Source organism: Bacillus cereus group sp. MYBK245-2 (assembly GCF_051916145.1).
GTDB classification, from domain to species: Bacteria; Bacillota; Bacilli; order Bacillales; family Bacillaceae_G; genus Bacillus_A; species Bacillus_A pacificus.
Map to the genome: position 1 here is coordinate 1 of NZ_JBQAGB010000024.1, position 21,209 is coordinate 21,209.

Consider the following 21,209-nt stretch of genomic DNA (forward strand, 5'->3'; position numbering starts at 1 on the left):
GTTGATAGGTTCGAGGTGGAAGCATGGTGACATGTGGAGCTGACGAATACTAATAGATCGAGGACTTAACCATATAATATGTAGCAATGTTATCTAGTTTTGAAGGAATATGCCTTCATAGTTTGGTGATGATGGCAGAGAGGTCACACCCGTTCCCATACCGAACACGGAAGTTAAGCTCTCTAGCGCCGATGGTAGTTGGGACCTTGTCCCTGTGAGAGTAGGACGTCGCCAAGCAACTAAACACGAGTCAAATGACTCGTGTTTTTTCGTGTTTTCTTTTATAATCCATAGTAATTAAAAATGTATTTAAATAATTATTATTTTGATTAAATACAGGAGAATGTGGCTAGGATAGTAAATAAGCAAAAGAGTTGCAAATTTTATTAATACGTATATAATTAAAGTCAAAGATAGTCAAAGTCAATAAAGGTGGCGGATAAATGAGAAATATATCTGATATCATTGAGCAATATCTAAAGCAAGTTATTGACTTAAGTAATAATAATGTGATTGAAATCAAAAGAAATGAGATTGCGGATCGATTCGAGTGCGTACCATCTCAAATCAATTATGTAATCAATACCCGTTTTACGTTAGAAAGAGGATTTGTAGTAGAAAGTAAACGTGGTGGAGGAGGTTACATTCGCATTATAAAAGTCAAACTGCATGATGATATAGACATTATTGATCAAATGCTTCATATGATTGATCATAGCGTTGCGCAAGGAAATGCAGAGAGTATGATTATACGTTTAATAGAAGAGGGAATCATAACGAATCGTGAAGCTAAACTTATGTTAAGCGTACTAGATCGTTCTGTATTATCAATGGATGTTCCTTCTCGAGATGAACTTAGGGCTCGAATATTATGCGCAATGTTAAGAACACTGAAATATAAATAAATACAGCTTTTGTAAAAGGATAATAACTAAGAGATAAGGCAGTTAAATATTGTAGAAGTTTTGAAAAAAGAACACGCACTTTTATGTAAACGAATAAAGGCAAGTGAACAGTCTAGTAATGTATGAAAAATACTATGAGATAGATCGTTCCTGTTGTAAAGGTGGGGATAGTGATGACTTGTCAAAACTGTAATATAAGACCAGCAACTTTACATTATACAAAAGTAATTAACGAAAAGAAGGCGGAAGTTCATCTTTGTGAGCAATGTGCAGAACAAAGTGGCTATACGTCTTTCTTTCAATCATCGCAGTCTAACTTTTCATTCCATGATTTATTTGCTGGGTTATTACACGGTGAATCAACAATGTTTGAAGAAGGAAAAAGCGGATTTTCGAACACAAATATATTAAGATGTCCAGATTGTAAAATGACATATGAGCAACTTACAAAGGTAGGACGCTTTGGATGTGCTTCTTGTTACGATACATTTAAGGAACATTTAAAGCCGTTATTAAAACGTCTTCACGGCGGGCATACAGATCATTGCGGAAAAATTCCGGAGCGTATAGAAGGAAATATTCACTTAAAGAAAGAATTAGATGAACTAAAACTCATTCTGAAACAATACGTACACAAAGAGGAATTTGAGAAAGCTGCTGAAGTAAGGGATAAAATTAGAAACCTTGAAAATCAGCTTAGTGAGCATAGAGAGGGGGAATAGTTCTATGTCACTGGACAAAATTATGAATGAAGCGATTAGTCCATGGATGAAGGGGGATGGCCCTGATTCTGATATTGTTTTAAGTAGTCGAATTCGTTTGGCTCGTAATTTTAAAAAATATCAATTCTCTACTATGCAAAATGAAGAAGAAGCTAAACTGATTCAAGAATTATTTAAAAAGGAATTTATAAATAAAACGGTAGAACCTTTTGGAGAGTTTGAGCTATTAAAAATGAATGAATTAACGCCTCTTCAAAGGAGAGTATTAGTTGAAAAGCATTTAATTAGTCCCAACCTTGCAGGAACAGAATATGGAGCATGTCTATTGTCAGAAAGCGAACATATTAGTGTTATGCTGAATGAAGAAGACCATATTCGGATTCAGTGCTTATTTTCAGGATTGCAGTTATCAGAGGCTCTTCAAAGTGCCAATCAAATAGATAATTGGATTGAGAAAGAGGTTGAATATGCTTTTGATGAATCACTTGGATATATTACAAGCTGCCCTACTAATGTTGGTACAGGATTGAGGGCTTCCGTAATGATTCATTTACCGGGACTCGTTTTAACGAAAAGAATTAGCCGTATTATACAAGTAATTCAAAAATTAGGGTTAGTAGTAAGAGGAATATACGGTGAAGGTAGCGAAGCGTTAGGTAATATATTTCAAGTGTCAAACCAAATGACGTTAGGAAAATCTGAAGAAGATATTATTGCAGATTTAAAGAGTGTCATTCAACAAATCATACAGCAAGAAAAGATGGCTAGAGAATTAATTGTACAAAATTCAAGTATTGAGCTTGAAGATAAAGTTTATCGCTCTTATGGCATACTAGCCAACAGTCGTTTAATTCAATCTGCGGAAGCAGCCAATTGCTTATCAGATTTACGACTTGGTATTGATTTAGGATATATAAAAGGTATATCGAGAAATATTTTGACTGAGCTAATGGTCCTTACACAACCAGGCATTTTACAACAATATGCAGGAGGACCTTTAGGACCAGAAGAAAGAGATTATCGAAGAGCAACCTTAATCCGTGAGCGATTACGTATTGAAAAAAACTAAGCGCAAGTAGGAGGCGATTTCTATGATGTTTGGAAGATTTACAGAAAGAGCACAGAAAGTATTAGCTTTATCTCAAGAGGAAGCGATTCGTATTGGGCATAACAATATTGGAACAGAACATATTTTACTTGGGCTTGTACGCGAAGGTGAAGGAATTGCAGCAAAAGCGTTGATTGCTCTTGGATTAAGCCCGGAGAAAGTTCAAAAAGAGGTAGAAGCGTTAATTGGGCGCGGAACAGAAGCTTCTCAAACTGTACATTATACACCGCGTGCTAAAAAGGTTATTGAGTTGTCTATGGATGAAGCTCGCAAATTAGGCCATTCTTATGTTGGAACAGAACATATCTTACTTGGTTTAATCCGCGAAGGTGAAGGGGTAGCAGCACGTGTTTTAAATAATTTAGGTGTTAGCTTAAATAAGGCAAGACAACAAGTATTGCAACTTCTTGGAAGTAATGAAGCAAGTTCAGGTCATCAAGGTGGTTCTTCAACAAATGCAAATACACCAACACTTGATAGCTTAGCACGTGATTTAACAGTTGTTGCACGTGAAAATCGTTTAGATCCTGTTATTGGACGTGGTAAAGAAATTCAACGTGTAATTGAAGTTTTAAGTCGTAGAACAAAAAACAACCCTGTATTAATTGGGGAGCCTGGTGTAGGTAAAACGGCAATTGCAGAAGGATTAGCACAACAAATTGTAAATAATGAAGTTCCTGAAACTTTAAGAGATAAGCGTGTTATGACACTAGATATGGGTACGGTGGTAGCCGGAACGAAATACCGTGGTGAATTTGAAGACCGTTTGAAGAAAGTAATGGATGAAATCCGCCAAGCAGGAAATATCATTCTATTTATTGATGAACTTCATACATTAATTGGTGCAGGTGGCGCAGAAGGTGCTATTGACGCATCGAATATTTTAAAACCATCTTTAGCTCGTGGTGAATTACAATGTATTGGGGCGACAACGTTAGATGAATACCGCAAATATATTGAAAAAGACGCAGCTTTAGAGAGACGTTTCCAACCAATTCACGTTGATGAGCCAAGTTTAGATGAATCAACTCAAATTTTGAAAGGTTTACGCGATCGTTATGAGGCACATCACCGCGTATCTATTACGGATGATGCAATTGATGCAGCTGTAAAGCTTTCAGATCGTTATATTACAGATCGTTTCTTACCAGATAAAGCAATTGATTTAATTGATGAAGCTGCTTCAAAGGTTCGCTTACGCTCTTATACAACACCACCAAATCTAAAAGAGCTTGAAGTGAAGCTTGAGGAAATTAGAAAAGAGAAAGATGCAGCTGTACAAAGTCAAGAATTTGAAAAAGCTGCTTCGCTACGTGATATGGAACAACGCTTACGTGAGAAGTTAGAAGATACGAAGCGTCAATGGAAAGAGCAACAAGGAAAAGAAAACTCAGAAGTGACAGTAGAAGATATTGCAAATGTCGTTTCTACGTGGACTCGTATCCCGGTTTCTAAACTTGCACAAACAGAGACTGATAAATTATTAAACTTAGAATCGATTCTTCACGATCGTGTTATTGGTCAAGATGAAGCGGTAGTAGCTGTAGCGAAAGCTGTTCGTCGTGCTAGAGCAGGCTTGAAAGATCCGAAACGTCCGATTGGTTCATTTATTTTCTTAGGACCAACAGGTGTAGGTAAAACGGAGCTAGCAAGAGCGTTGGCAGAATCTATGTTCGGTGATGAGGATGCAATGATTCGCATCGATATGTCTGAGTACATGGAGAAGCATTCTACTTCTCGTTTAGTTGGATCTCCTCCAGGATATGTTGGATATGAAGAAGGTGGACAATTAACAGAAAAGGTTCGCCGTAAGCCATATTCAGTTGTCTTATTAGATGAAGTAGAGAAAGCTCATCCTGATGTGTTTAACATTTTACTACAAGTATTAGAAGATGGTCGCTTAACAGATTCTAAAGGGCGTACAGTTGATTTCCGTAATACAATTGTTATTATGACATCTAACGTTGGTGCAGAAGCGTTAAAACGTAATAAACATCTTGGATTTAACGTACAAGATGAGAGCCGCGATTATTCAGATATGAAAGGTAAAGTAATGGATGAACTGAAAAAGGCATTCCGTCCAGAATTCTTAAACCGTATTGATGAAATTATCGTGTTCCATATGCTTGAGAAAAAACATATTCAAGAGATTGTAACACTTATGGTAAATCAGTTAGTAAATCGCTTAAAAGAGCAAGAAATTGAATTGCATTTAACAGAAGGAGCGATTTCAGCTATTGCTGATAAAGGGTTTGACCGAGAGTACGGTGCTCGTCCGCTTCGTAGAGCAATTCAGAAACATGTAGAAGATAGACTATCGGAAGAACTTTTAAAAGGTGCTATTGAGAAAGGACAAAAAGTTATCTTTGATGTTGAAGGAGAATCATTTGTCATTCATAGTGCTGAAAAGGTAAAATAAGTATAGACAAACTAAGAGGGCTACGAGATAGCCCTCTTTCTTGTACGACAAAGATAAATTGTTTATAGATGAAAGTGAAGTGAGATATAAAACGATATGGCTAAAAAGAAAACAAAATTCACATGTCAAGAGTGTGGGTATCAGTCACCAAAATATATGGGGAAATGCCCTGGATGTGGTCAATGGAATACGCTTGTTGAAGAGATGGAACCAGTTGTATCATCAAGGCGCCTTAATTATGCCAATGCAATTCAAACAGAAGTAACAAAACCAAGACGTCTAACAGAAGTGGAAACAAAGTCTGAGGCGCGTATTGAAACAAAATTTCAAGAATTTAACCGTGTACTTGGTGGCGGGATTGTAGATGGATCCTTAGTACTGATTGGTGGAGACCCCGGGATTGGAAAATCAACGTTACTGTTACAAATATCATCGCAATTAGCAGATTCTTCATATGATGTCCTATATATATCGGGTGAAGAATCAGCAAAACAGATTAAACTGCGTGCGGATCGTTTACATGTAAATGGTAGTAATCTATTTGTTGTATCAGAGACAGATTTACAGCGAATTGCAACACATATTGAAGAGGTGAACCCAGCCTTTGTTGTTATTGATTCTATTCAAACAATACATCTACCTGAAGTAACATCAGCGCCGGGAAGTGTGGCACAAGTTCGTGAATGTACAGCGGAATTAATGAAACTTGCAAAAACGAAAGGGATCCCTATTTTTATCGTTGGACATGTGACAAAAGAGGGAGCGATTGCAGGACCTCGTATGTTAGAACATATGGTCGATGCAGTTCTTTACTTTGAAGGAGACCGTCATCATACATACCGCATTTTGCGAGCAGTAAAGAATCGTTTTGGTTCTACGAATGAAATGGGTATTTTTGAAATGAAAGAGCTTGGCCTTGCAGAAGTATTAAACCCTTCTGAAATTTTTCTTGAGGAAAGACCAGTTGGGGTTGCAGGATCAACAGTGGTTGCCTCAATGGAAGGAACAAGACCAGTTTTAGTAGAAATACAAGCATTAATCTCCCCTACTAGTTTTGGAAACCCTCGAAGAATGGCCACGGGAATTGATCATAACCGTGTATCGCTTATTATGGCAGTGCTAGAAAAAAGAACAGGCTTATTATTGCAAAATCAGGATGCATATTTAAAAGTAGCAGGTGGTTTGAAGTTAGATGAACCAGCAATTGATTTAGCTGTCGCTTTAAGTATAGCTTCAAGTTTTAGAGATAAATCTACGGCACCAACCGATGCAGTAATAGGAGAAGTAGGATTAACTGGAGAAATAAGAAGAGTATCAAGAATTGAACAACGTGTACAAGAAGCAGCTAAATTAGGATTTCAACGCGCTATTATTCCTAGAAAAAATTTGGGAGGATGGACAATTCCAGATGGGATTGAGGTAGTTGGTGTATCTAATTTAGGAGAAGCGCTTCGTTTGACATTAGGAGGCTAGGCTATGGAAGAAAACAAGCAACGTGTCAAAAGTATGATTAATATTTTACAACTTGTGGCCCCGGGAACACCACTGCGCGAAGGGATAGATAATGTACTTCGCGCACAAACAGGGGGATTAATTGTTCTTGGATATAATGAGCAGATTAAAAGTATTGTTGATGGAGGTTTTCATATTAATTGTGCATTTTCTCCGGCTAGTTTATACGAATTAGCAAAAATGGATGGGGCACTTATTTTAAATGAAACTGGAAGTAAAATTTTGATTGCGAACGCACAGTTAGTTCCAGATTCATCTATCGACTCTATTGAGACAGGTATGCGCCACCGAACAGCGGAGCGTGTAGCAAAGCAGACTGGTAGCCTTGTTGTGGCTATTTCACAGAGACGTAACGTAATTACGCTATACCAAGGGAATTTACGTTATACACTAAAAGATATAGGTGTTATTTTAACAAAGGCAAACCAAGCTATTCAAACGTTAGAAAAATATAAGGCTGTATGGAATGATGGGATTACGAATTTGGGCATTCTAGAATTTGAAGAGGTTGTTACAATGTCCGAGGTGGTTCATGTTTTACATAGTGTTGAAATGGTACTACGTATTAAAAATGAAATATTGAGCTATATTCATGAATTGGGAACAGAAGGTAGGTTAATTCGTTTACAACTTACGGAACTACTAGCCGACTTAGAAGCAGAGGCAGCGCTATTAATTAAAGATTACTATCAAGAAAAAACACAAGACCATCATCAAATTTTGAAAAAGTTACAAGATCTTGCGAATACACAACTTCTAGAGGATAGTGATTTAGTTAAATTGCTCGGATACCCGGGACAAACGAGCTTAGAAGAAAGTGTGACGCCGAGAGGATACCGAATCACAAGCAAAATTTCGCGTGTTCCACCACTTATCATTGAAAATTTAATTAATCGATTTAAAACCTTGCAGGGTGTTTGTCGTGCAACTATTAATGAATTAGATGATGTGGAAGGAATTGGAGAAGTCAGGGCGAAGAAAATACGAGAAGGCCTAAAAAGAATTCAAGAGCATCTCTATATGAGTAGACACAATTAAGAATATTACATTGATTCCATAATATAACGACACTAGAACATTTTTGGTATATGATATGATATATTGGTAAATAAAACTATTTATAAAAAAACACGTCCGCTTTTGCATTCGGCGTTTTGATTAGCGAAACAATGGTTAATAATGAGTAGGAGGTGGTTGGATGTTAAAACGGATTGTACAGCTCTTCTTTTTAGTAATCGGGGGAGCGTTAGGGATTTACTTAATCCCAAAAGTTATTAATGTATTAGACATCGGTGCCGTTCCTTTATTGGAAGGATCGTATGTTCGTGCAATTATTGGTGCAATTATTTTATTTTTAACAACATTTTGGCTTGTAGATTATATTGTTCAACTTATTAAGCATATTGAAGAGGCTCTTGTAAAGGCGCCTGTAGCAGATGTTTTATTTGGTACATTAGGGTTAATCTCTGGGCTTATTGTTGCGTATTTAATTTTAATACCAATTCGTGAATTTACAATTCCAGTTATTAGTACAGTGTTGCAAGTGTTCTTTACTCTTTTACTAGGATATTTAGGATTCCAAGTAGGGTTTAAAAAGAGGAATGAATTGCTAGGATTATTTACATTACCACAACGTGGGAAAAAGAAAAATAATAATAGTGAGAATGAAGAACCAGAAAATGAGGTAGAAGAATCTTTAGCGCATTGGAAAATTCTTGATACAAGTGTAATTATCGATGGACGTATTGCTGATATTTGCCAAACAAAGTTTTTAGAAGGAACAATTGTCATTCCACAATTCGTGTTAGAAGAACTTCAGCACATTGCCGATTCTTCTGATGCTTTAAAACGTAATCGTGGTCGTAGAGGATTAGATATTTTAAATCGTATTCAAAAAGAGATGCCGATTCCGGTAGAAATTTATGAAGGCGATTTCGACGATATTCAAGAAGTGGATAGCAAACTTGTAAAGTTAGCGAAAATCACTGGTGGAACGGTAGTAACGAATGACTTCAACTTAAACAAGGTCTCTGAATTACAAGGGGTAACGGTGCTAAACATTAACGATTTAGCTAATGCAATTAAACCTGTTGTACTCCCAGGTGAAGAACTAAGTGTTTATGTTGTAAAAGATGGAAAAGAACAAAATCAAGGTGTGGCATATTTAGATGATGGCACAATGATTGTAGTAGAAGATGGTAGAGAATATGTGGGCTCACAACTCGATGTACTCGTTACGAGTGTGTTACAAACATCGGCGGGGCGTATGATTTTTGCCAAACGTAAATTATTAGAAAAAGCATTATAAGTAGAGGATTATTAATATGTATACATTAATTATTCCAGCAGCGGGTCAAGGAAAGCGGATGGGTGCTGGCAAAAATAAGTTGTTCTTACTTATTAATGAAGTACCGATTATTGTGCATACGTTACGTGCTTTTGAAAAGGATAAAGCATGTAAAAATATTATTATGGCAATTAATGAAGAAGAGCGCCCGTATTTTGAAGAGTTAATGCAGAAGTATCCGGTTAAAAAGCCAGTGCAATTTATTCAAGGTGGAGCTGAAAGACAAGATAGTGTATATAACGCGATTCAGCATACGAGTGATGTTGAGTATGTTCTTGTACATGACGGTGCGCGCCCGTTTGTAACGAATAAAGTGATTCAAGATGTATTAACTGCAGCAGAAAAATATGGAGCTTCCATTTGTGCGGTGCCAGTGAAAGATACTGTTAAGAAAGTAGAGCAGGGTGTTGTTGTAGAAACAGTAGAAAGATCTCAGCTGAAAGCTGTACAAACACCGCAAGGGTTCTCTGTTTCTCTTTTGTTAGAAGCTCATAGAAGTGCGAAACAGAGTTGTTTTCTTGGTACAGATGATGCAAGTCTGGTAGAACGTATCGGGAAGCAAGTAGGTGTAGTAGAGGGGAGTTACTATAATATTAAGGTGACGACTCCAGAGGATTTACTAATTGCTGAAAGTTTTCTTCACGTTCAAAAGAAATGATAGCAATGATTATAGCGAAGAAAAGCTCGGCAACAGCCGGGCTTTTCTTTATAAAGATAGCGATATAATATAGAATCATAAAGCTCAGTAGTTTAGCTCGAGGAGGATGTAAAAAATGTTTCGAATTGGACAAGGTTTTGATGTACATGAATTCGCAGAGGGTAGACCGTTAATTATTGGTGGGGTTACAATTCCTCATGAGAAAGGATTAATCGGTCACTCCGATGCAGATGTATTGTTACATACAATCGCGGACGCTTGTTTAGGTGCAATTGCAGCAGGAGATATCGGAAAACATTTCCCTGATACAGACCCTGCCTTTAAAGATGCTGATTCAGCTGTATTGTTGCAAAAGGTTTGGGAATTTGTGCGTGAACAAGGTTATGAATTAGGAAATTTAGATTGTACAATTATTGCTCAAAAGCCAAAAATGGCACCACATATTGAAAGTATGCGTAAACGCATTAGTGAACTATTAGAAACGTCTATTGATAATATCAATGTAAAGGCAACAACAACAGAAAAATTAGGATTTACAGGTAGAGAAGAAGGAATTGCTTCTCAAGCAGTTGTTTTATTACAGAAAAAATAATGGTTTTTAATTCGTAAGATGGATAATCACATTTTTTTGGTGTACAATTATAGAATGTGTTGACATTAAGAATGGAAGGTGTACCAATTATGGAAAAGCAAGTGAGAGTGCGCTATGCGCCAAGTCCAACAGGACACTTACATATCGGAAATGCGCGTACGGCATTATTTAATTATTTATTTGCTCGTCATCAAGATGGTAAGTTTATTATTCGTATTGAAGATACTGATGTAAAACGTAATGTTGCTGGTGGAGAAGAAAGCCAATTAAAATACTTGAAATGGCTCGGTATGGACTGGGATGAAGGTGTTGATGTTGGTGGTGAATTTGGACCATATCGTCAAACAGAGCGTTTAGATATTTATAAAAAGTTATATGAAGATTTATTAGAGCGTGGTTTAGCTTACAAATGTTATATGACAGAAGAAGAACTAGAAGCAGAACGCGAAGGGCAAATTGCTCGTGGTGAAACACCTCGTTACGCAGGTAACCACCGTGATTTAACTGAAGCGCAAGTGAAAGAATTTGAAGCTGAGGGACGTATTCCAAGTATTCGTTTCCGTGTACCAGCTGACCGTGATTACACATTTAAAGATATTGTAAAAGATGAAGTTGCATTCCATTCAAATGATTTCGGTGATTTCGTTATTGTGAAAAAAGATGGGATTCCAACTTATAACTTTGCAGTAGCAGTAGATGATCACTTAATGGAAATTACACACGTGCTTCGTGGTGATGACCATATTTCAAACACTCCAAAACAAATGATGATTTATGAAGCTTTCGGTTGGGATATTCCACAATTCGGTCATATGACTTTAATTGTAAATGAAAGCCGTAAAAAATTAAGTAAGCGTGATGAATCTATTATTCAATTTATTGAGCAATATAAAGAGCTTGGATATCTTCCAGAAGCAATCTTTAACTTTATTGCATTACTAGGTTGGTCGCCAGTAGGAGAAGAAGAAATCTTCTCTCAAGAAGAGTTTATCAAAATGTTCGATGCAGCTCGTTTATCAAAATCACCTGCATTATTTGATTCTCAAAAACTAAAATGGATGAACAACCAATATATGAAAAAGCAAGATTTAGATACGGTAGTAGAATTAAGCTTACCGCATTTAGTGAAGGCTGGACGTATAGGTGAAACTTTAAGTGAACAAGAACAAGCGTGGATTCGTGATGTAATTGCGTTATATCATGAACAAATGAGCTTTGGAGCTGAAATTGTAGAGCTTTCTGAAATGTTCTTCAAAGATCATGTTGATTATGAAGAAGAAGGACAAGAAGTATTAAAAGGTGAACAAGTACCAGAAGTACTTCGTGCATTTGCTGGTCAAGTAGAAGCACTAGAAGCTATGGAACCGGCAGCAATTAAGGCGGCTATTAAGGCAGTTCAAAAGGAAACAGGTCATAAAGGTAAAAACTTATTTATGCCAATCCGTGTTGCAACTACTGGTCAAACACACGGCCCAGAGCTTCCTAATGCTATTGCACTTCTTGGAAAAGAAAAAGTTTTAAATCGTCTTCAAAAAGTAATTGGTTAACATTTTCTAGGTTTAGAAATATAATAAGTATACTTAAAACCTAATAAGGAAAAGCGACGAGAAGGAGAAGTAGAAAATCATGCTTTTTACAGAGAGAACCACCTTAGGCTGGAAGTGGTTTATAAGCGGGTTTTTGAAATGCCCCTTCGAGTCTTCTGCTGAACAGCAAATGGTTTTGCGAAACGTCTTAGGACGTAAAGTAAGCAGAAGCGGTGTACACCGTTATCAGAGATGAGTTTGAGGCTTTTTTAGCCTAAACAGAGTGGAACCGCGCTTATAAGGCGTCTCTGTCAATATGACAGAGGCGTCTTTTTTTATACCGTAAAACTGGGTGTGAGTATAAGCTTTATCCACGTGTATAAAGATTTAGGGGGATAAGTAGGGAGTTAGTTCACTCGAAAAAGCAGCCCATAAAGGGGAGGGAACGTCGATGTTTAAGAGGCTTCGGGAAGATATTGAAGTCGTTTTTGAACAGGATCCAGCGGCAAGAAGTTATTTCGAAGTCATTTTGACTTACTCTGGATTACATGCAGTTTGGGCCCATCGAATTGCACATGCTTTTTATAAAAAGAATTTCTTCTTTATTGCACGTTGGATCTCACAAGTTAGTCGTTTCTTTACTGGCATTGAGATTCATCCAGGAGCAACAATTGGTCGTCGTTTTTTCATTGACCATGGAATGGGGGTTGTAATTGGAGAAACGTGCGAAATTGGTGACAATGTAACGATCTATCAAGGGGTTACATTAGGTGGTACGGGTAAAGAAAAGGGAAAGAGGCACCCTACAATCCAGGATAATGTATTAATTGCAACGGGTGCTAAAGTACTAGGTTCTATTACAGTTGGAGAGAATTCTAAAATTGGAGCAGGTTCTGTCGTATTAAAAGAAGTCCCTGCACATTCTACAGTTGTAGGTATACCTGGCCGAGTCGTTATTCAAAATGGAGTAAAGATCGGTCAGGAATTAAATCATTCCGACCTTCCAGACCCAATTTTTGATAAATTAAAGGTCATGGAAGTAGAACTTGATAAATTGAAAAAACAACTTGAAGTAAAGGTAGAAAGGAAGGATAAAAATGACTATTCACATTTATAATACGTTAACACGTCAAAAGGAAGAGTTTATTCCATTAGAAGAAAATAAGGTGAAGATGTATGTATGCGGACCTACAGTTTATAACTATATTCACATCGGGAACGCAAGACCACCTATGGTATTTGATACAGTGCGCCGTTATTTAGAATATAAAGGGTACGATGTGCAGTATGTATCTAACTTTACTGACGTAGATGATAAATTAATTAAAGCAGCAAATGAGTTAGGCGAAGATGTGCCGACAATTGCGGACCGTTTCGTGGAAGCGTACTTTGAAGATGTAACGGCATTAGGTTGCAAACATGCAACAGTTCATCCGCGTGTAACAGAAAATATGGATATTATTATTGAATTTATTCAAGAACTTGTGAATAAAGGATATGCATATGAATCAGAAGGGGATGTGTACTTTAGAACGAAGGAATTCGAAGGGTACGGTAAGTTATCACATCAACCGATCGCGGACTTACGTCACGGTGCGCGTATTGAAGTAGGAGAAAAGAAACAAGACCCTCTTGATTTTGCACTATGGAAAGCTGCGAAAGAAGGAGAAATCTTCTGGGAAAGCCCTTGGGGTCAAGGTCGTCCAGGCTGGCATATCGAATGCTCGGCAATGGCGCGTAAATACTTAGGGGACACAATTGATATTCACGCCGGTGGTCAAGACTTGGCATTTCCTCATCATGAGAATGAAATTGCACAGTCTGAGGCGCTAACAGGAAAAACATTTGCACGTTATTGGATGCACAATGGATATATTAATATTAATAATGAGAAAATGTCTAAGTCACTTGGGAACTTCATTTTAGTTCACGATATCATTAAGCAATATGATCCGCAGTTAATTAGATTCTTTATGCTATCAGTACATTATCGTCACCCAATTAATTTCAGTGAAGAGTTATTACAAAGCACAAATAACGGACTGGAAAGAATTAAAACAGCTTACGGTAATTTGAAACACCGTATGGAAAGTAGTACGGATTTAACAGATCATAATGAGAAATGGTTAGCTGATCTGGAAAAATTCCAAACTGCATTTGAAGAAGCGATGAATGATGATTTCAATACTGCTAATGCAATCACTGAGTTATATAATGTAGCAAATCATGCAAATCAATATTTACTGGAAGAACATACGTCTACAGTGGTAATTCAAGCATACGTAAAACAACTTGAAACATTATTTGATATTTTAGGGTTAGAATTAGCACAAGAAGAGTTACTAGATGAAGAAATTGAGGCGCTTATTCAAAAACGTATTGAAGCTCGTAAAAATCGTGATTTTGCATTATCAGATCAAATTCGCGATGATTTAAAAGATCGTAATATTATTTTAGAAGATACCGCTCAAGGTACAAGATGGAAAAGAGGATAAGAATGATTGATGCAAAGCAATTAAACAGCTTAGCGTTAGCATATATGGGTGATGCGGTATATGAACAATATATCCGCTATCACCTACTTCAAAAAGGGAAGGTTCGTCCTAATCAGTTGCATCGATTAGGGACAAGCTTTGTTTCGGCAAAAGCACAGGCGAAAGTTGTTTATCATTTATTAGAGACAGCATTTTTAACTGAGGAAGAAGAGGCAGTACTAAGAAGAGGGCGTAATGCAAATTCAGGTACTGTTCCGAAAAATACAGATGTACAAACATATCGACATAGTACAGCCTTTGAAGCGTTAATTGGCTATCATCACTTATTAAATAATCGTGAAAGATTAGACGAAATTGTATATAAGGCAATTGCTGTTCTAGAAGAAAAGGAAGGGGGCACATCATCATGAGTAGTGAATATATTATCGGACGTAACCCTGTAATTGAAGCGTTACGATCAGGGAGAGATATTAATAAAATTTGGATCGCAGAAGGTGCTGCCAAAGGACAAGTACAAATTGTACTAGCACTAGCGAAAGAAAATAAAATTATTTTGCAACATGCACCAAAAAAGAAGTTAGATCAATTAGTTGAGGGGAACCATCAAGGTGTAATTGCTCAAGTGGCCGCATATCAATATGCGGAGCTAGAAGATCTATTTAAAGTAGCAGAGAAGCGTAACGAAGATCCGTTCTTCTTAATTCTAGATGAAATTGAAGACCCGCATAACCTAGGTTCTATTATGCGTACTGCGGACGCAACAGGGGCTCATGGAATTATAATTCCGAAAAGAAGAGCTGTGGGACTTACTGCATCAGTTGCGAAAGCATCTACTGGGGCAATTGAATATATTCCTGTTGCACGCGTAACGAATTTATCTCGTACAATCGATGAATTAAAAGAACGTGGACTTTGGATTGCTGGTACAGATGCAAAAGGGAAAACGGATTATCGTAATTTAGATGGTAAAATGCCAATTGGATTAGTAATTGGAAGTGAAGGAAAAGGTATGAGTCGTATTATTGGTGAAAAATGTGATTTCTTAATTACTTTACCGATGGTTGGTAAAGTTACATCCTTAAATGCTTCAGTGGCCGCAAGTTTGTTAATGTATGAGGTATATCGTAAACGTAACGAAATTGGTAAATAAAAAATGAACGATATTTTAATCGTTGACGGTTACAACATTATTGGAGCTTGGGGAGACTTGAAGAAACTACGGGATGTAGATTTGCAGTCATCAAGAGATGCACTGATTGATAAGATGGCGGATTACCAAGGTTACACAGGGACAAAGGTAATGATAGTTTTTGATGCGTATACAGTCCACGGTATTGAAAAAAAGATGAAACAATCGCGTGTGGAAGTTATATTCACGAGGAAGAATCAAACGGCAGATGAAAAGATAGAGCAACTTGCGATTGAACTTAGAAATATAAATACGCAAATATATGTTGCGACTTCTGATTATACGGAACAATGGGTTATATTTGCTCAAGGTGCGCTCCGGAAATCTGCGCGGGAATTAGAGTTGGAAGTACAAGCGATGGAGCAACAAGTAAGAAGGCGTACACAAGACACAAAAGAAAAGCAACCCGCCATGCGAAAGATATTTAGTAAAGATGTTACAGAAAAGTTAGAAAAATTAAGAAGAGGAGAGCGTTGAAGCATTGACGCTCTTTGTCTTTTTACTGTATAATATTGCTAAATAAATAGCGGTCGGAGGGATCAAGGTGGAAGCAGGCTTCGTAAGTGTAGGCGACGTTACATTTCGTGATTTAGAAGATGAGGCAATCGTTGAGTTAGTTCGAAAAGGTAATACTGACGCTCTAGAATATTTGATTCACAAATATAAGAACTTTGTTCGCGCGAAATCGAGATCTTATTTCTTAGTGGGTGCCGATCGAGAAGATATTGTTCAAGAAGGTATGATTGGATTGTTTAAAGCGATTCGTGATTATAAGGAGGACAAGCTGTCTTCATTCAAAGCATTTGCTGAACTGTGTATCACTCGACAAATTATTACCGCTATTAAAACAGCAACCAGGCAAAAGCATATTCCGTTAAATTCATATGTGTCTTTAGATAAACCGATTTATGACGAGGAATCTGATCGGACATTATTAGATGTTATTTCGGAAGCGAAGGTAACTGATCCTGAAGAAATGATTATAAGTCAGGAAGAATATACAGACATAGAATCTAAAATTTCTGAATTATTAAGCGATTTAGAAAGAAAAGTGCTTTCTTTATATCTAGACGGCCGTTCTTATCAAGAGATTTCGGAACAGTTAAATAGACATGTGAAATCTATTGATAACGCTTTACAGAGGGTGAAGCGGAAATTGGAACGATATATGGAAATGCGAGAGAGTACCACTTTAAATTCATAACAAGTACTACAGGTGTAAAAATCACCTGTTTTCTTTTTGTAGGGAGTACAAAAGGCATGACATTGACATTGTCTTTTATTGTATGATACATTTTTAGGGACATAATGTTACAAGGTTGGTGTAACTAATGAGGAAAAAAGTTGTACTCTCATGTGAAGAGTGTAAAAATCGAAACTACTCTACGATGAAAGATACGAGCTCAGTAGAGCGACTTGAAATAAAGAAATTTTGTAAAACATGCAATCAGCATACAGTTCACAAGGAAACAAAATAAATAATTGAAATAATACACTGGAGGTCCCGTAGATGCGTTTAACGAACTTTTTCGGCGATGTAGGTCGCGAAATGAAAAAAGTAAGTTGGCCTAAAAAAGATGAATTACTCCGTTCAACAGCGACTGTTATCGCTACAGTTGTCTTCTTTGCGATTTTCTTCGCAGTTGTTGATATGGGCATTTCTTCTTTAATTCGGTTAATTCTTGGTTAATTCTTGAATAAGAAGCACTTATCCATGATATAATGTTATTTATAAGAACTGTGTAAAAGCCCGGTGAACGGGTTTTTTCATTTGCGCAAAAAAATGTACGTCAGGGAGGGAAGGACGCTCGTCCTAAATGAATGGAAAAAAGTTGGTATGTTGTCCATACTTATTCTGGATATGAAAATAAAGTAAAAGCAAACCTAGAGAAACGTGTAGAATCAATGGGTATGCAAGATAAAATTTTCCGTGTTGTTGTCCCGGAAGAAGTAGAAGTAGAAATGAAAAATGGTAAAGAAAAATTAATGAAAAGAAAAGTGTTCCCAGGTTATGTATTAGTAGAATTAATCATGACTGATGACTCTTGGTATGTTGTACGTAACACACCAGGTGTAACTGGGTTCGTTGGTTCTTCTGGTTCTGGATCTAAACCATCACCTCTATTAGAAGAGGAAGTTGTTACCATTATGAAACATATGGGAATGGACAACGAGGTGGTTGATTTCGACTTTGAACTTCATGAGACAGTACGTGTAAATGAGGGGCCATTCGCAGATTATACAGGTGCTATCGAAGAAATTGATGTGGAGAAGAAGAAGGTTAGCGTGCTTGTGGACATGTTTGGTCGCGAGACTCCAGTTGAACTTGACTTCCATCAAATTGAAAAATTATAAAATGAAACTTGAAATGAATTGTAAAAAGTGATAATATCTTTTAAGTCAGTACGTCTTCGTTATCGGAGACGTTTTTTGAAAGATTTTATCCTTAGAGATAAAATATGACGTGGGAGGGCAAATCACTGTCCAATTGACCACATCACGGACTTAAGGAGGTGTGTCTCGTGGCTAAAAAGGTAATTAAAATGGTAAAGCTTCAAATTCCTGCAGGTAAAGCTAACCCAGCTCCACCAGTTGGTCCAGCATTAGGACAAGCAGGTGTTAACATCATGGGCTTCTGTAAAGAGTTTAACGCTCGTACAGCAGATCAAGCTGGTCTTATCATCCCTGTTGAAATTACGGTATTTGAGGACCGTTCATTCACTTTCATTACTAAAACTCCTCCTGCTGCTGTTCTTCTTAAGAAAGTAGCTGGTATTGAGTCTGGTTCTGGTGAACCAAACCGTAATAAAGTGGCAACTGTTAAGCGTGATAAAGTACGCGAAATCGCTGAAACTAAAATGCCTGACCTAAACGCTGCTAGCGTAGAAGCTGCAATGCGTATGGTTGAAGGTACTGCACGCAGTATGGGCATCGTTATCGAAGACTAATTCGATTTGTTTTTTAAAAAAGGTTGCGGGTCTGGAATTCCAATTCGCAACCTTTATTATCGTAAATGATTATCGTTTTTAAATAAATGGGTGGCGCGCATCCTCAGGTTATACCTGAAAATAAGCGTAAACGTGGGAGGTTATTCCGCTAAAACCACATTCGAGGAGGAAATAAAAATGGCTAAAAGAGGTAAAAAGTACGTAGAAGCTGCAAAGCTTGTTGATCGTGCAGCTGCTTACTCTGCAACAGAAGCAGTAGAATTAGTAAAGAAAACAAACACAGCTAAATTTGATGCAACTGTAGAAGCTGCATTCCGTTTAGGTGTTGACCCTAAGAAAGCTGACCAACAAATCCGTGGTGCAGTTGTTCTTCCACACGGTACTGGTAAAGTACAACGTGTATTAGTATTCGCTAAAGGTGAAAAAGCTAAAGAAGCTGAAGCTGCTGGAGCTGACTTCGTAGGCGATGCTGATTACATCGGTAAAATCCAACAAGGTTGGTTCGATTTCGATGTAGTAGTAGCAACTCCTGACATGATGGGTGAAGTTGGTAAACTTGGTCGCGTATTAGGACCTAAAGGTTTAATGCCAAACCCTAAAACTGGAACAGTTACTTTCGATGTAACTAAAGCTGTTAACGAAATCAAAGCTGGTAAAGTTGAATACCGCGTTGATAAAGCTGGTAACATCCACGTTCCAATCGGTAAAGTATCTTTCGAAGATGCTAAATTAGTAGAAAACTTCAGAACAATCGCTGACACTTTACAAAAAGTTAAGCCAGCTGCTGCAAAAGGTACTTACATGAAGAACGTAACAGTTGCTTCTACAATGGGACCTGGCGTACGTGTAGACGTTTCTACATTAGCGTAAATTTTGGAAGTTGACTTCATAAAGAAGTTTTAATATAATCATTTATGTTGTGAATTTAATTAGTGTACCGTAGACAGTAGGTGTCAATAGACTTAATTTCCTACCTAGGTGTTAATATACGAAGCGGAATTTTTTTCTGTGACTATATGCCTCCATGTCTACAAGTTGGGCATGGAGGTTTTTAGTGCACTTTCGGTACATCTTCTATATAATCTACAGGAGGTGTAATAACATGAGCAAAGTAATCGAAACTAAACAACAAGTTGTAACTGAAATCGCGGACAAACTTCGCGCTAGTAAATCTACAATCGTTGTTGACTACCGTGGTTTAACAGTTTCTGAAGCAACAGAATTACGTAAGCAATTACGTGAAGCTGGCGTTGAGTTCAAAGTTTACAAAAACTCTCTAACTCGTCGTGCTGCAGAATCTGCTGAAATGGCTGAGTTAAATGAATTCTTAACAGGACCAAACGCAATCGCGTTCAGTAACGAGGATGTAGTTGCTCCTGCGAAAGTATTAAACGACTTCGCTAAAGATCATGAAGCTTTAGAAATTAAAGCGGGCGTAATCGAAGGTAAACTTGTAACACTTGATGAGGTTAAAGCTATCGCTACTCTTCCATCACGTGAAGGCTTACTTTCTATGCTTCTTAGCGTTCTTCAAGCTCCAATCCGTAACCTTGCACTTGCTACTAAAGCAGTTGCAGACCAAAAGGAAGAGCAAGGCGCTTAATTTTTTAAAAGATAATTACGTATTATCGATAAAACAATACAAACCTATTTAAGGGAGGATATTTACAATGACTAAAGAACAAATCATTGAAGCAGTTAAATCTATGACTGTATTAGAACTTAACGACTTAGTAAAAGCTATCGAGGAAGAATTCGGCGTAACTGCTGCTGCTCCTGTAGCTGTTGCTGGTGGCGCTGGAGAAGCTGCTGCTGAGAAAACTGAATTTGATGTGGAACTAACTAGCGCTGGTGCACAAAAAATCAAAGTTATCAAAGTTGTTCGTGAAATCACTGGTCTTGGCTTAAAAGAAGCTAAAGAATTAGTTGACAACACTCCAAAAGTAATCAAAGAAGCTGCTGCTAAAGAAGAAGCTGAAGAAATCAAAGCTAAACTTGAAGAAGTTGGCGCTGCTGTAGAAGTTAAGTAATTAACTTTTGATGCTTTAAAAAAAGCTCGCTCTCATGCGAGCTTTTTTTTTAACTGTAAAGAAAAGAGGTGGCCATATGGCAGACCATTATTTTTCTAACGACCCTTCTAGTAAAAGTGATCGTAAGCGATGGGAATTTACGCTTCGTGGATCTCAATTTACTTTCTTATCTGACCGTGGGGTGTTCTCGAAAAACGAAGTGGACTTTGGTTCTCGTCTTTTAATTGAAGCGTTTCAAGTGCCGGATATTAAAGGTGACATATTAGACGTAGGTTGTGGATATGGACCAATTGGTTTATCGTTGGCGAAAGAGTTTCAAGACCGTAAAGTTCACATGGTGGATGTGAATGAAAGGGCACTTGAGCTTGCAAAAGAAAATGCCGCTAACAATAGAATTGGAAATGTGCACATTTTTCAAAGTAGCGTCTATGAAAATGTAGATGGTATGTATGCTGCTATTCTATCTAATCCTCCAATTCGTGCAGGTAAAGATATCGTGCATGAGATTTTAGAAAAAGCTGTAGAACATTTAGTTCCAGGTGGAGAGTTGTGGATTGTTATTCAAAAGAAACAAGGTGCACCATCTGCGCTGAAGAAACTAGAAGAAGTGTTTTCTGAAGTCGAAGTTGTAGAAAAGAAAAAAGGATATTATATCATAAAATCAAAAAAACGTTGACGGTTATTTTTGGCTATGTTAACATTATACAATGCCAATATATGATTTTCTGCGTTGAGAAAGATGTATATTTTTGTTTCTC

24 protein-coding genes, 1 rRNA gene and 2 other annotated features are annotated in these 21,209 nt (G+C 37.3%); all 25 genes read left to right on the forward strand.

The window, feature by feature from the left end; genetic code table 11:
- Nucleotides 1-121 precede the first annotated feature (121 nt).
- The 25 genes from rrf to ACTFRN_RS26105 all read left to right on the forward strand — a co-directional run bounded on the left by rrf (nucleotide 122) and on the right by ACTFRN_RS26105 (nucleotide 21,127).
- Nucleotides 122-237, forward strand: a 5S ribosomal RNA gene (gene rrf, locus ACTFRN_RS25985).
- Nucleotides 238-443: 206 nt separating this feature from the next.
- Complete coding sequence (ctsR, locus tag ACTFRN_RS25990) at nucleotides 444-905, forward strand: transcriptional regulator CtsR (RefSeq protein ID WP_001244563.1); 462 nt, start codon at nucleotides 444-446, stop codon at nucleotides 903-905.
- A 173-nt stretch (nucleotides 906-1,078) separates the two neighbouring features.
- Complete coding sequence (locus ACTFRN_RS25995) at nucleotides 1,079-1,627, forward strand: UvrB/UvrC motif-containing protein (protein WP_014893380.1); 549 nt, start codon at nucleotides 1,079-1,081, stop codon at nucleotides 1,625-1,627.
- Nucleotides 1,628-1,631: 4 nt separating this feature from the next.
- The gene (locus tag ACTFRN_RS26000; RefSeq protein WP_000050822.1) at nucleotides 1,632-2,696 is read left to right on the forward strand and encodes a protein arginine kinase; all 1,065 of its coding nucleotides are present in this window, start codon (nucleotides 1,632-1,634) and stop codon (nucleotides 2,694-2,696) included.
- A 22-nt stretch (nucleotides 2,697-2,718) separates the two neighbouring features.
- Complete coding sequence (gene clpC, locus ACTFRN_RS26005) at nucleotides 2,719-5,154, forward strand: ATP-dependent protease ATP-binding subunit ClpC (protein ID WP_000971179.1); 2,436 nt, start codon at nucleotides 2,719-2,721, stop codon at nucleotides 5,152-5,154.
- Nucleotides 5,155-5,250: 96 nt separating this feature from the next.
- Complete coding sequence (radA, locus tag ACTFRN_RS26010) at nucleotides 5,251-6,627, forward strand: DNA repair protein RadA (RefSeq protein WP_001085212.1); 1,377 nt, start codon at nucleotides 5,251-5,253, stop codon at nucleotides 6,625-6,627.
- Nucleotides 6,628-6,630: 3 nt separating this feature from the next.
- Nucleotides 6,631-7,704 (forward strand): DNA integrity scanning diadenylate cyclase DisA, encoded by a 1,074-nt coding sequence (disA, locus tag ACTFRN_RS26015; protein ID WP_074567820.1) that lies wholly within the window; start codon nucleotides 6,631-6,633, stop codon nucleotides 7,702-7,704.
- Nucleotides 7,705-7,864: 160 nt separating this feature from the next.
- Nucleotides 7,865-8,974, forward strand: a complete 1,110-nt coding sequence (locus ACTFRN_RS26020) for a PIN/TRAM domain-containing protein (protein ID WP_000919684.1) — start codon at nucleotides 7,865-7,867, stop codon at nucleotides 8,972-8,974.
- Between the two features lie 16 nt (nucleotides 8,975-8,990).
- Nucleotides 8,991-9,671 carry a 2-C-methyl-D-erythritol 4-phosphate cytidylyltransferase gene (gene ispD / locus ACTFRN_RS26025; RefSeq protein WP_000288294.1) on the forward strand — a complete coding sequence of 227 codons (681 nt, stop codon included), beginning with the start codon at nucleotides 8,991-8,993 and terminating at the stop codon, nucleotides 9,669-9,671.
- Nucleotides 9,672-9,786: 115 nt separating this feature from the next.
- A complete protein-coding gene (gene ispF / locus ACTFRN_RS26030) occupies nucleotides 9,787-10,263 on the forward strand; it encodes a 2-C-methyl-D-erythritol 2,4-cyclodiphosphate synthase (protein WP_000488396.1) in 477 nt (158 codons plus the stop codon).
- Between the two features lie 89 nt (nucleotides 10,264-10,352).
- Nucleotides 10,353-11,810 (forward strand): glutamate--tRNA ligase, encoded by a 1,458-nt coding sequence (gene gltX, locus ACTFRN_RS26035; RefSeq protein ID WP_000415154.1) that lies wholly within the window; start codon nucleotides 10,353-10,355, stop codon nucleotides 11,808-11,810.
- A 47-nt stretch (nucleotides 11,811-11,857) separates the two neighbouring features.
- Nucleotides 11,858-12,102 (forward strand) — a binding site (T-box leader).
- A 138-nt stretch (nucleotides 12,103-12,240) separates the two neighbouring features.
- Nucleotides 12,241-12,906, forward strand: coding sequence for a serine O-acetyltransferase (gene cysE, locus ACTFRN_RS26040; RefSeq protein ID WP_000476500.1), 666 nt, complete (start codon nucleotides 12,241-12,243; stop codon nucleotides 12,904-12,906).
- Nucleotides 12,887-14,284, forward strand: coding sequence for a cysteine--tRNA ligase (gene cysS, locus ACTFRN_RS26045; protein WP_000152256.1), 1,398 nt, complete (start codon nucleotides 12,887-12,889; stop codon nucleotides 14,282-14,284). Before cysE ends, cysS begins: the two co-directional genes overlap by 20 nt.
- A gap of 2 nt (nucleotides 14,285-14,286) precedes the next feature.
- A complete protein-coding gene (locus tag ACTFRN_RS26050) occupies nucleotides 14,287-14,694 on the forward strand; it encodes a Mini-ribonuclease 3 (protein WP_000564261.1) in 408 nt (135 codons plus the stop codon).
- Nucleotides 14,691-15,434: a 23S rRNA (guanosine(2251)-2'-O)-methyltransferase RlmB gene (rlmB, locus tag ACTFRN_RS26055; RefSeq protein ID WP_000093759.1), complete on the forward strand. Its 744-nt coding sequence runs from the start codon at nucleotides 14,691-14,693 to the stop codon at nucleotides 15,432-15,434. Before ACTFRN_RS26050 ends, rlmB begins: the two co-directional genes overlap by 4 nt.
- A gap of 3 nt (nucleotides 15,435-15,437) precedes the next feature.
- Nucleotides 15,438-15,950 (forward strand): NYN domain-containing protein, encoded by a 513-nt coding sequence (locus ACTFRN_RS26060; RefSeq protein WP_014893379.1) that lies wholly within the window; start codon nucleotides 15,438-15,440, stop codon nucleotides 15,948-15,950.
- A gap of 67 nt (nucleotides 15,951-16,017) precedes the next feature.
- The gene (locus ACTFRN_RS26065) at nucleotides 16,018-16,677 is read left to right on the forward strand and encodes an RNA polymerase sporulation sigma factor SigH (protein WP_000387198.1); all 660 of its coding nucleotides are present in this window, start codon (nucleotides 16,018-16,020) and stop codon (nucleotides 16,675-16,677) included.
- Nucleotides 16,678-16,804: 127 nt separating this feature from the next.
- Entirely contained in the window at nucleotides 16,805-16,951 is a 147-nt protein-coding gene (rpmG, locus tag ACTFRN_RS26070) for a 50S ribosomal protein L33 (RefSeq protein ID WP_002070160.1), read from the forward strand.
- A gap of 32 nt (nucleotides 16,952-16,983) precedes the next feature.
- The gene (gene secE / locus ACTFRN_RS26075) at nucleotides 16,984-17,163 is read left to right on the forward strand and encodes a preprotein translocase subunit SecE (protein ID WP_001241321.1); all 180 of its coding nucleotides are present in this window, start codon (nucleotides 16,984-16,986) and stop codon (nucleotides 17,161-17,163) included.
- A 131-nt stretch (nucleotides 17,164-17,294) separates the two neighbouring features.
- Nucleotides 17,295-17,828 carry a transcription termination/antitermination protein NusG gene (nusG, locus tag ACTFRN_RS26080; RefSeq protein WP_000415794.1) on the forward strand — a complete coding sequence of 178 codons (534 nt, stop codon included), beginning with the start codon at nucleotides 17,295-17,297 and terminating at the stop codon, nucleotides 17,826-17,828.
- A 167-nt stretch (nucleotides 17,829-17,995) separates the two neighbouring features.
- A complete protein-coding gene (gene rplK / locus ACTFRN_RS26085; protein ID WP_001085872.1) occupies nucleotides 17,996-18,421 on the forward strand; it encodes a 50S ribosomal protein L11 in 426 nt (141 codons plus the stop codon).
- 177 nt (nucleotides 18,422-18,598) lie between these two features.
- Nucleotides 18,599-19,291, forward strand: coding sequence for a 50S ribosomal protein L1 (gene rplA / locus ACTFRN_RS26090; RefSeq protein WP_002020168.1), 693 nt, complete (start codon nucleotides 18,599-18,601; stop codon nucleotides 19,289-19,291).
- 49 nt (nucleotides 19,292-19,340) lie between these two features.
- Nucleotides 19,341-19,484: a sequence feature (ribosomal protein L10 leader region), on the forward strand.
- Nucleotides 19,485-19,523: 39 nt separating this feature from the next.
- Nucleotides 19,524-20,024 carry a 50S ribosomal protein L10 gene (gene rplJ / locus ACTFRN_RS26095; protein WP_000048716.1) on the forward strand — a complete coding sequence of 167 codons (501 nt, stop codon included), beginning with the start codon at nucleotides 19,524-19,526 and terminating at the stop codon, nucleotides 20,022-20,024.
- Nucleotides 20,025-20,091: 67 nt separating this feature from the next.
- Nucleotides 20,092-20,451 carry a 50S ribosomal protein L7/L12 gene (rplL, locus tag ACTFRN_RS26100; RefSeq protein WP_000159736.1) on the forward strand — a complete coding sequence of 120 codons (360 nt, stop codon included), beginning with the start codon at nucleotides 20,092-20,094 and terminating at the stop codon, nucleotides 20,449-20,451.
- Between the two features lie 76 nt (nucleotides 20,452-20,527).
- A complete protein-coding gene (locus tag ACTFRN_RS26105) occupies nucleotides 20,528-21,127 on the forward strand; it encodes a class I SAM-dependent methyltransferase (RefSeq protein ID WP_000763282.1) in 600 nt (199 codons plus the stop codon).
- Nucleotides 21,128-21,209 lie beyond the last annotated feature (82 nt).

Coding starts and splice junctions, on each gene's coding strand:
- radA (WP_001085212.1), top strand. CDS start 5,251: ATGGCTAAAAAGAAAACAAAATTCACATGTCAAGAGTGTGGGTATCAG.
- gltX (WP_000415154.1), top strand. CDS start 10,353: ATGGAAAAGCAAGTGAGAGTGCGCTATGCGCCAAGTCCAACAGGACAC.
- ACTFRN_RS26000 (WP_000050822.1), top strand. CDS start 1,632: ATGTCACTGGACAAAATTATGAATGAAGCGATTAGTCCATGGATGAAG.
- disA (WP_074567820.1), top strand. CDS start 6,631: ATGGAAGAAAACAAGCAACGTGTCAAAAGTATGATTAATATTTTACAA.
- cysS (WP_000152256.1), top strand. CDS start 12,887: ATGACTATTCACATTTATAATACGTTAACACGTCAAAAGGAAGAGTTT.
- ACTFRN_RS25995 (WP_014893380.1), top strand. CDS start 1,079: ATGACTTGTCAAAACTGTAATATAAGACCAGCAACTTTACATTATACA.
- rplJ (WP_000048716.1), top strand. CDS start 19,524: ATGAGCAAAGTAATCGAAACTAAACAACAAGTTGTAACTGAAATCGCG.
- nusG (WP_000415794.1), top strand. CDS start 17,295: ATGGAAAAAAGTTGGTATGTTGTCCATACTTATTCTGGATATGAAAAT.
- rpmG (WP_002070160.1), top strand. CDS start 16,805: ATGAGGAAAAAAGTTGTACTCTCATGTGAAGAGTGTAAAAATCGAAAC.
- clpC (WP_000971179.1), top strand. CDS start 2,719: ATGATGTTTGGAAGATTTACAGAAAGAGCACAGAAAGTATTAGCTTTA.
- secE (WP_001241321.1), top strand. CDS start 16,984: ATGCGTTTAACGAACTTTTTCGGCGATGTAGGTCGCGAAATGAAAAAA.
- rlmB (WP_000093759.1), top strand. CDS start 14,691: ATGAGTAGTGAATATATTATCGGACGTAACCCTGTAATTGAAGCGTTA.
- ACTFRN_RS26020 (WP_000919684.1), top strand. CDS start 7,865: ATGTTAAAACGGATTGTACAGCTCTTCTTTTTAGTAATCGGGGGAGCG.
- cysE (WP_000476500.1), top strand. CDS start 12,241: ATGTTTAAGAGGCTTCGGGAAGATATTGAAGTCGTTTTTGAACAGGAT.
- ACTFRN_RS26060 (WP_014893379.1), top strand. CDS start 15,438: ATGAACGATATTTTAATCGTTGACGGTTACAACATTATTGGAGCTTGG.
- ispF (WP_000488396.1), top strand. CDS start 9,787: ATGTTTCGAATTGGACAAGGTTTTGATGTACATGAATTCGCAGAGGGT.
- rplL (WP_000159736.1), top strand. CDS start 20,092: ATGACTAAAGAACAAATCATTGAAGCAGTTAAATCTATGACTGTATTA.
- ACTFRN_RS26105 (WP_000763282.1), top strand. CDS start 20,528: ATGGCAGACCATTATTTTTCTAACGACCCTTCTAGTAAAAGTGATCGT.
- ctsR (WP_001244563.1), top strand. CDS start 444: ATGAGAAATATATCTGATATCATTGAGCAATATCTAAAGCAAGTTATT.
- ACTFRN_RS26050 (WP_000564261.1), top strand. CDS start 14,287: ATGATTGATGCAAAGCAATTAAACAGCTTAGCGTTAGCATATATGGGT.
- ispD (WP_000288294.1), top strand. CDS start 8,991: ATGTATACATTAATTATTCCAGCAGCGGGTCAAGGAAAGCGGATGGGT.
- rplA (WP_002020168.1), top strand. CDS start 18,599: ATGGCTAAAAGAGGTAAAAAGTACGTAGAAGCTGCAAAGCTTGTTGAT.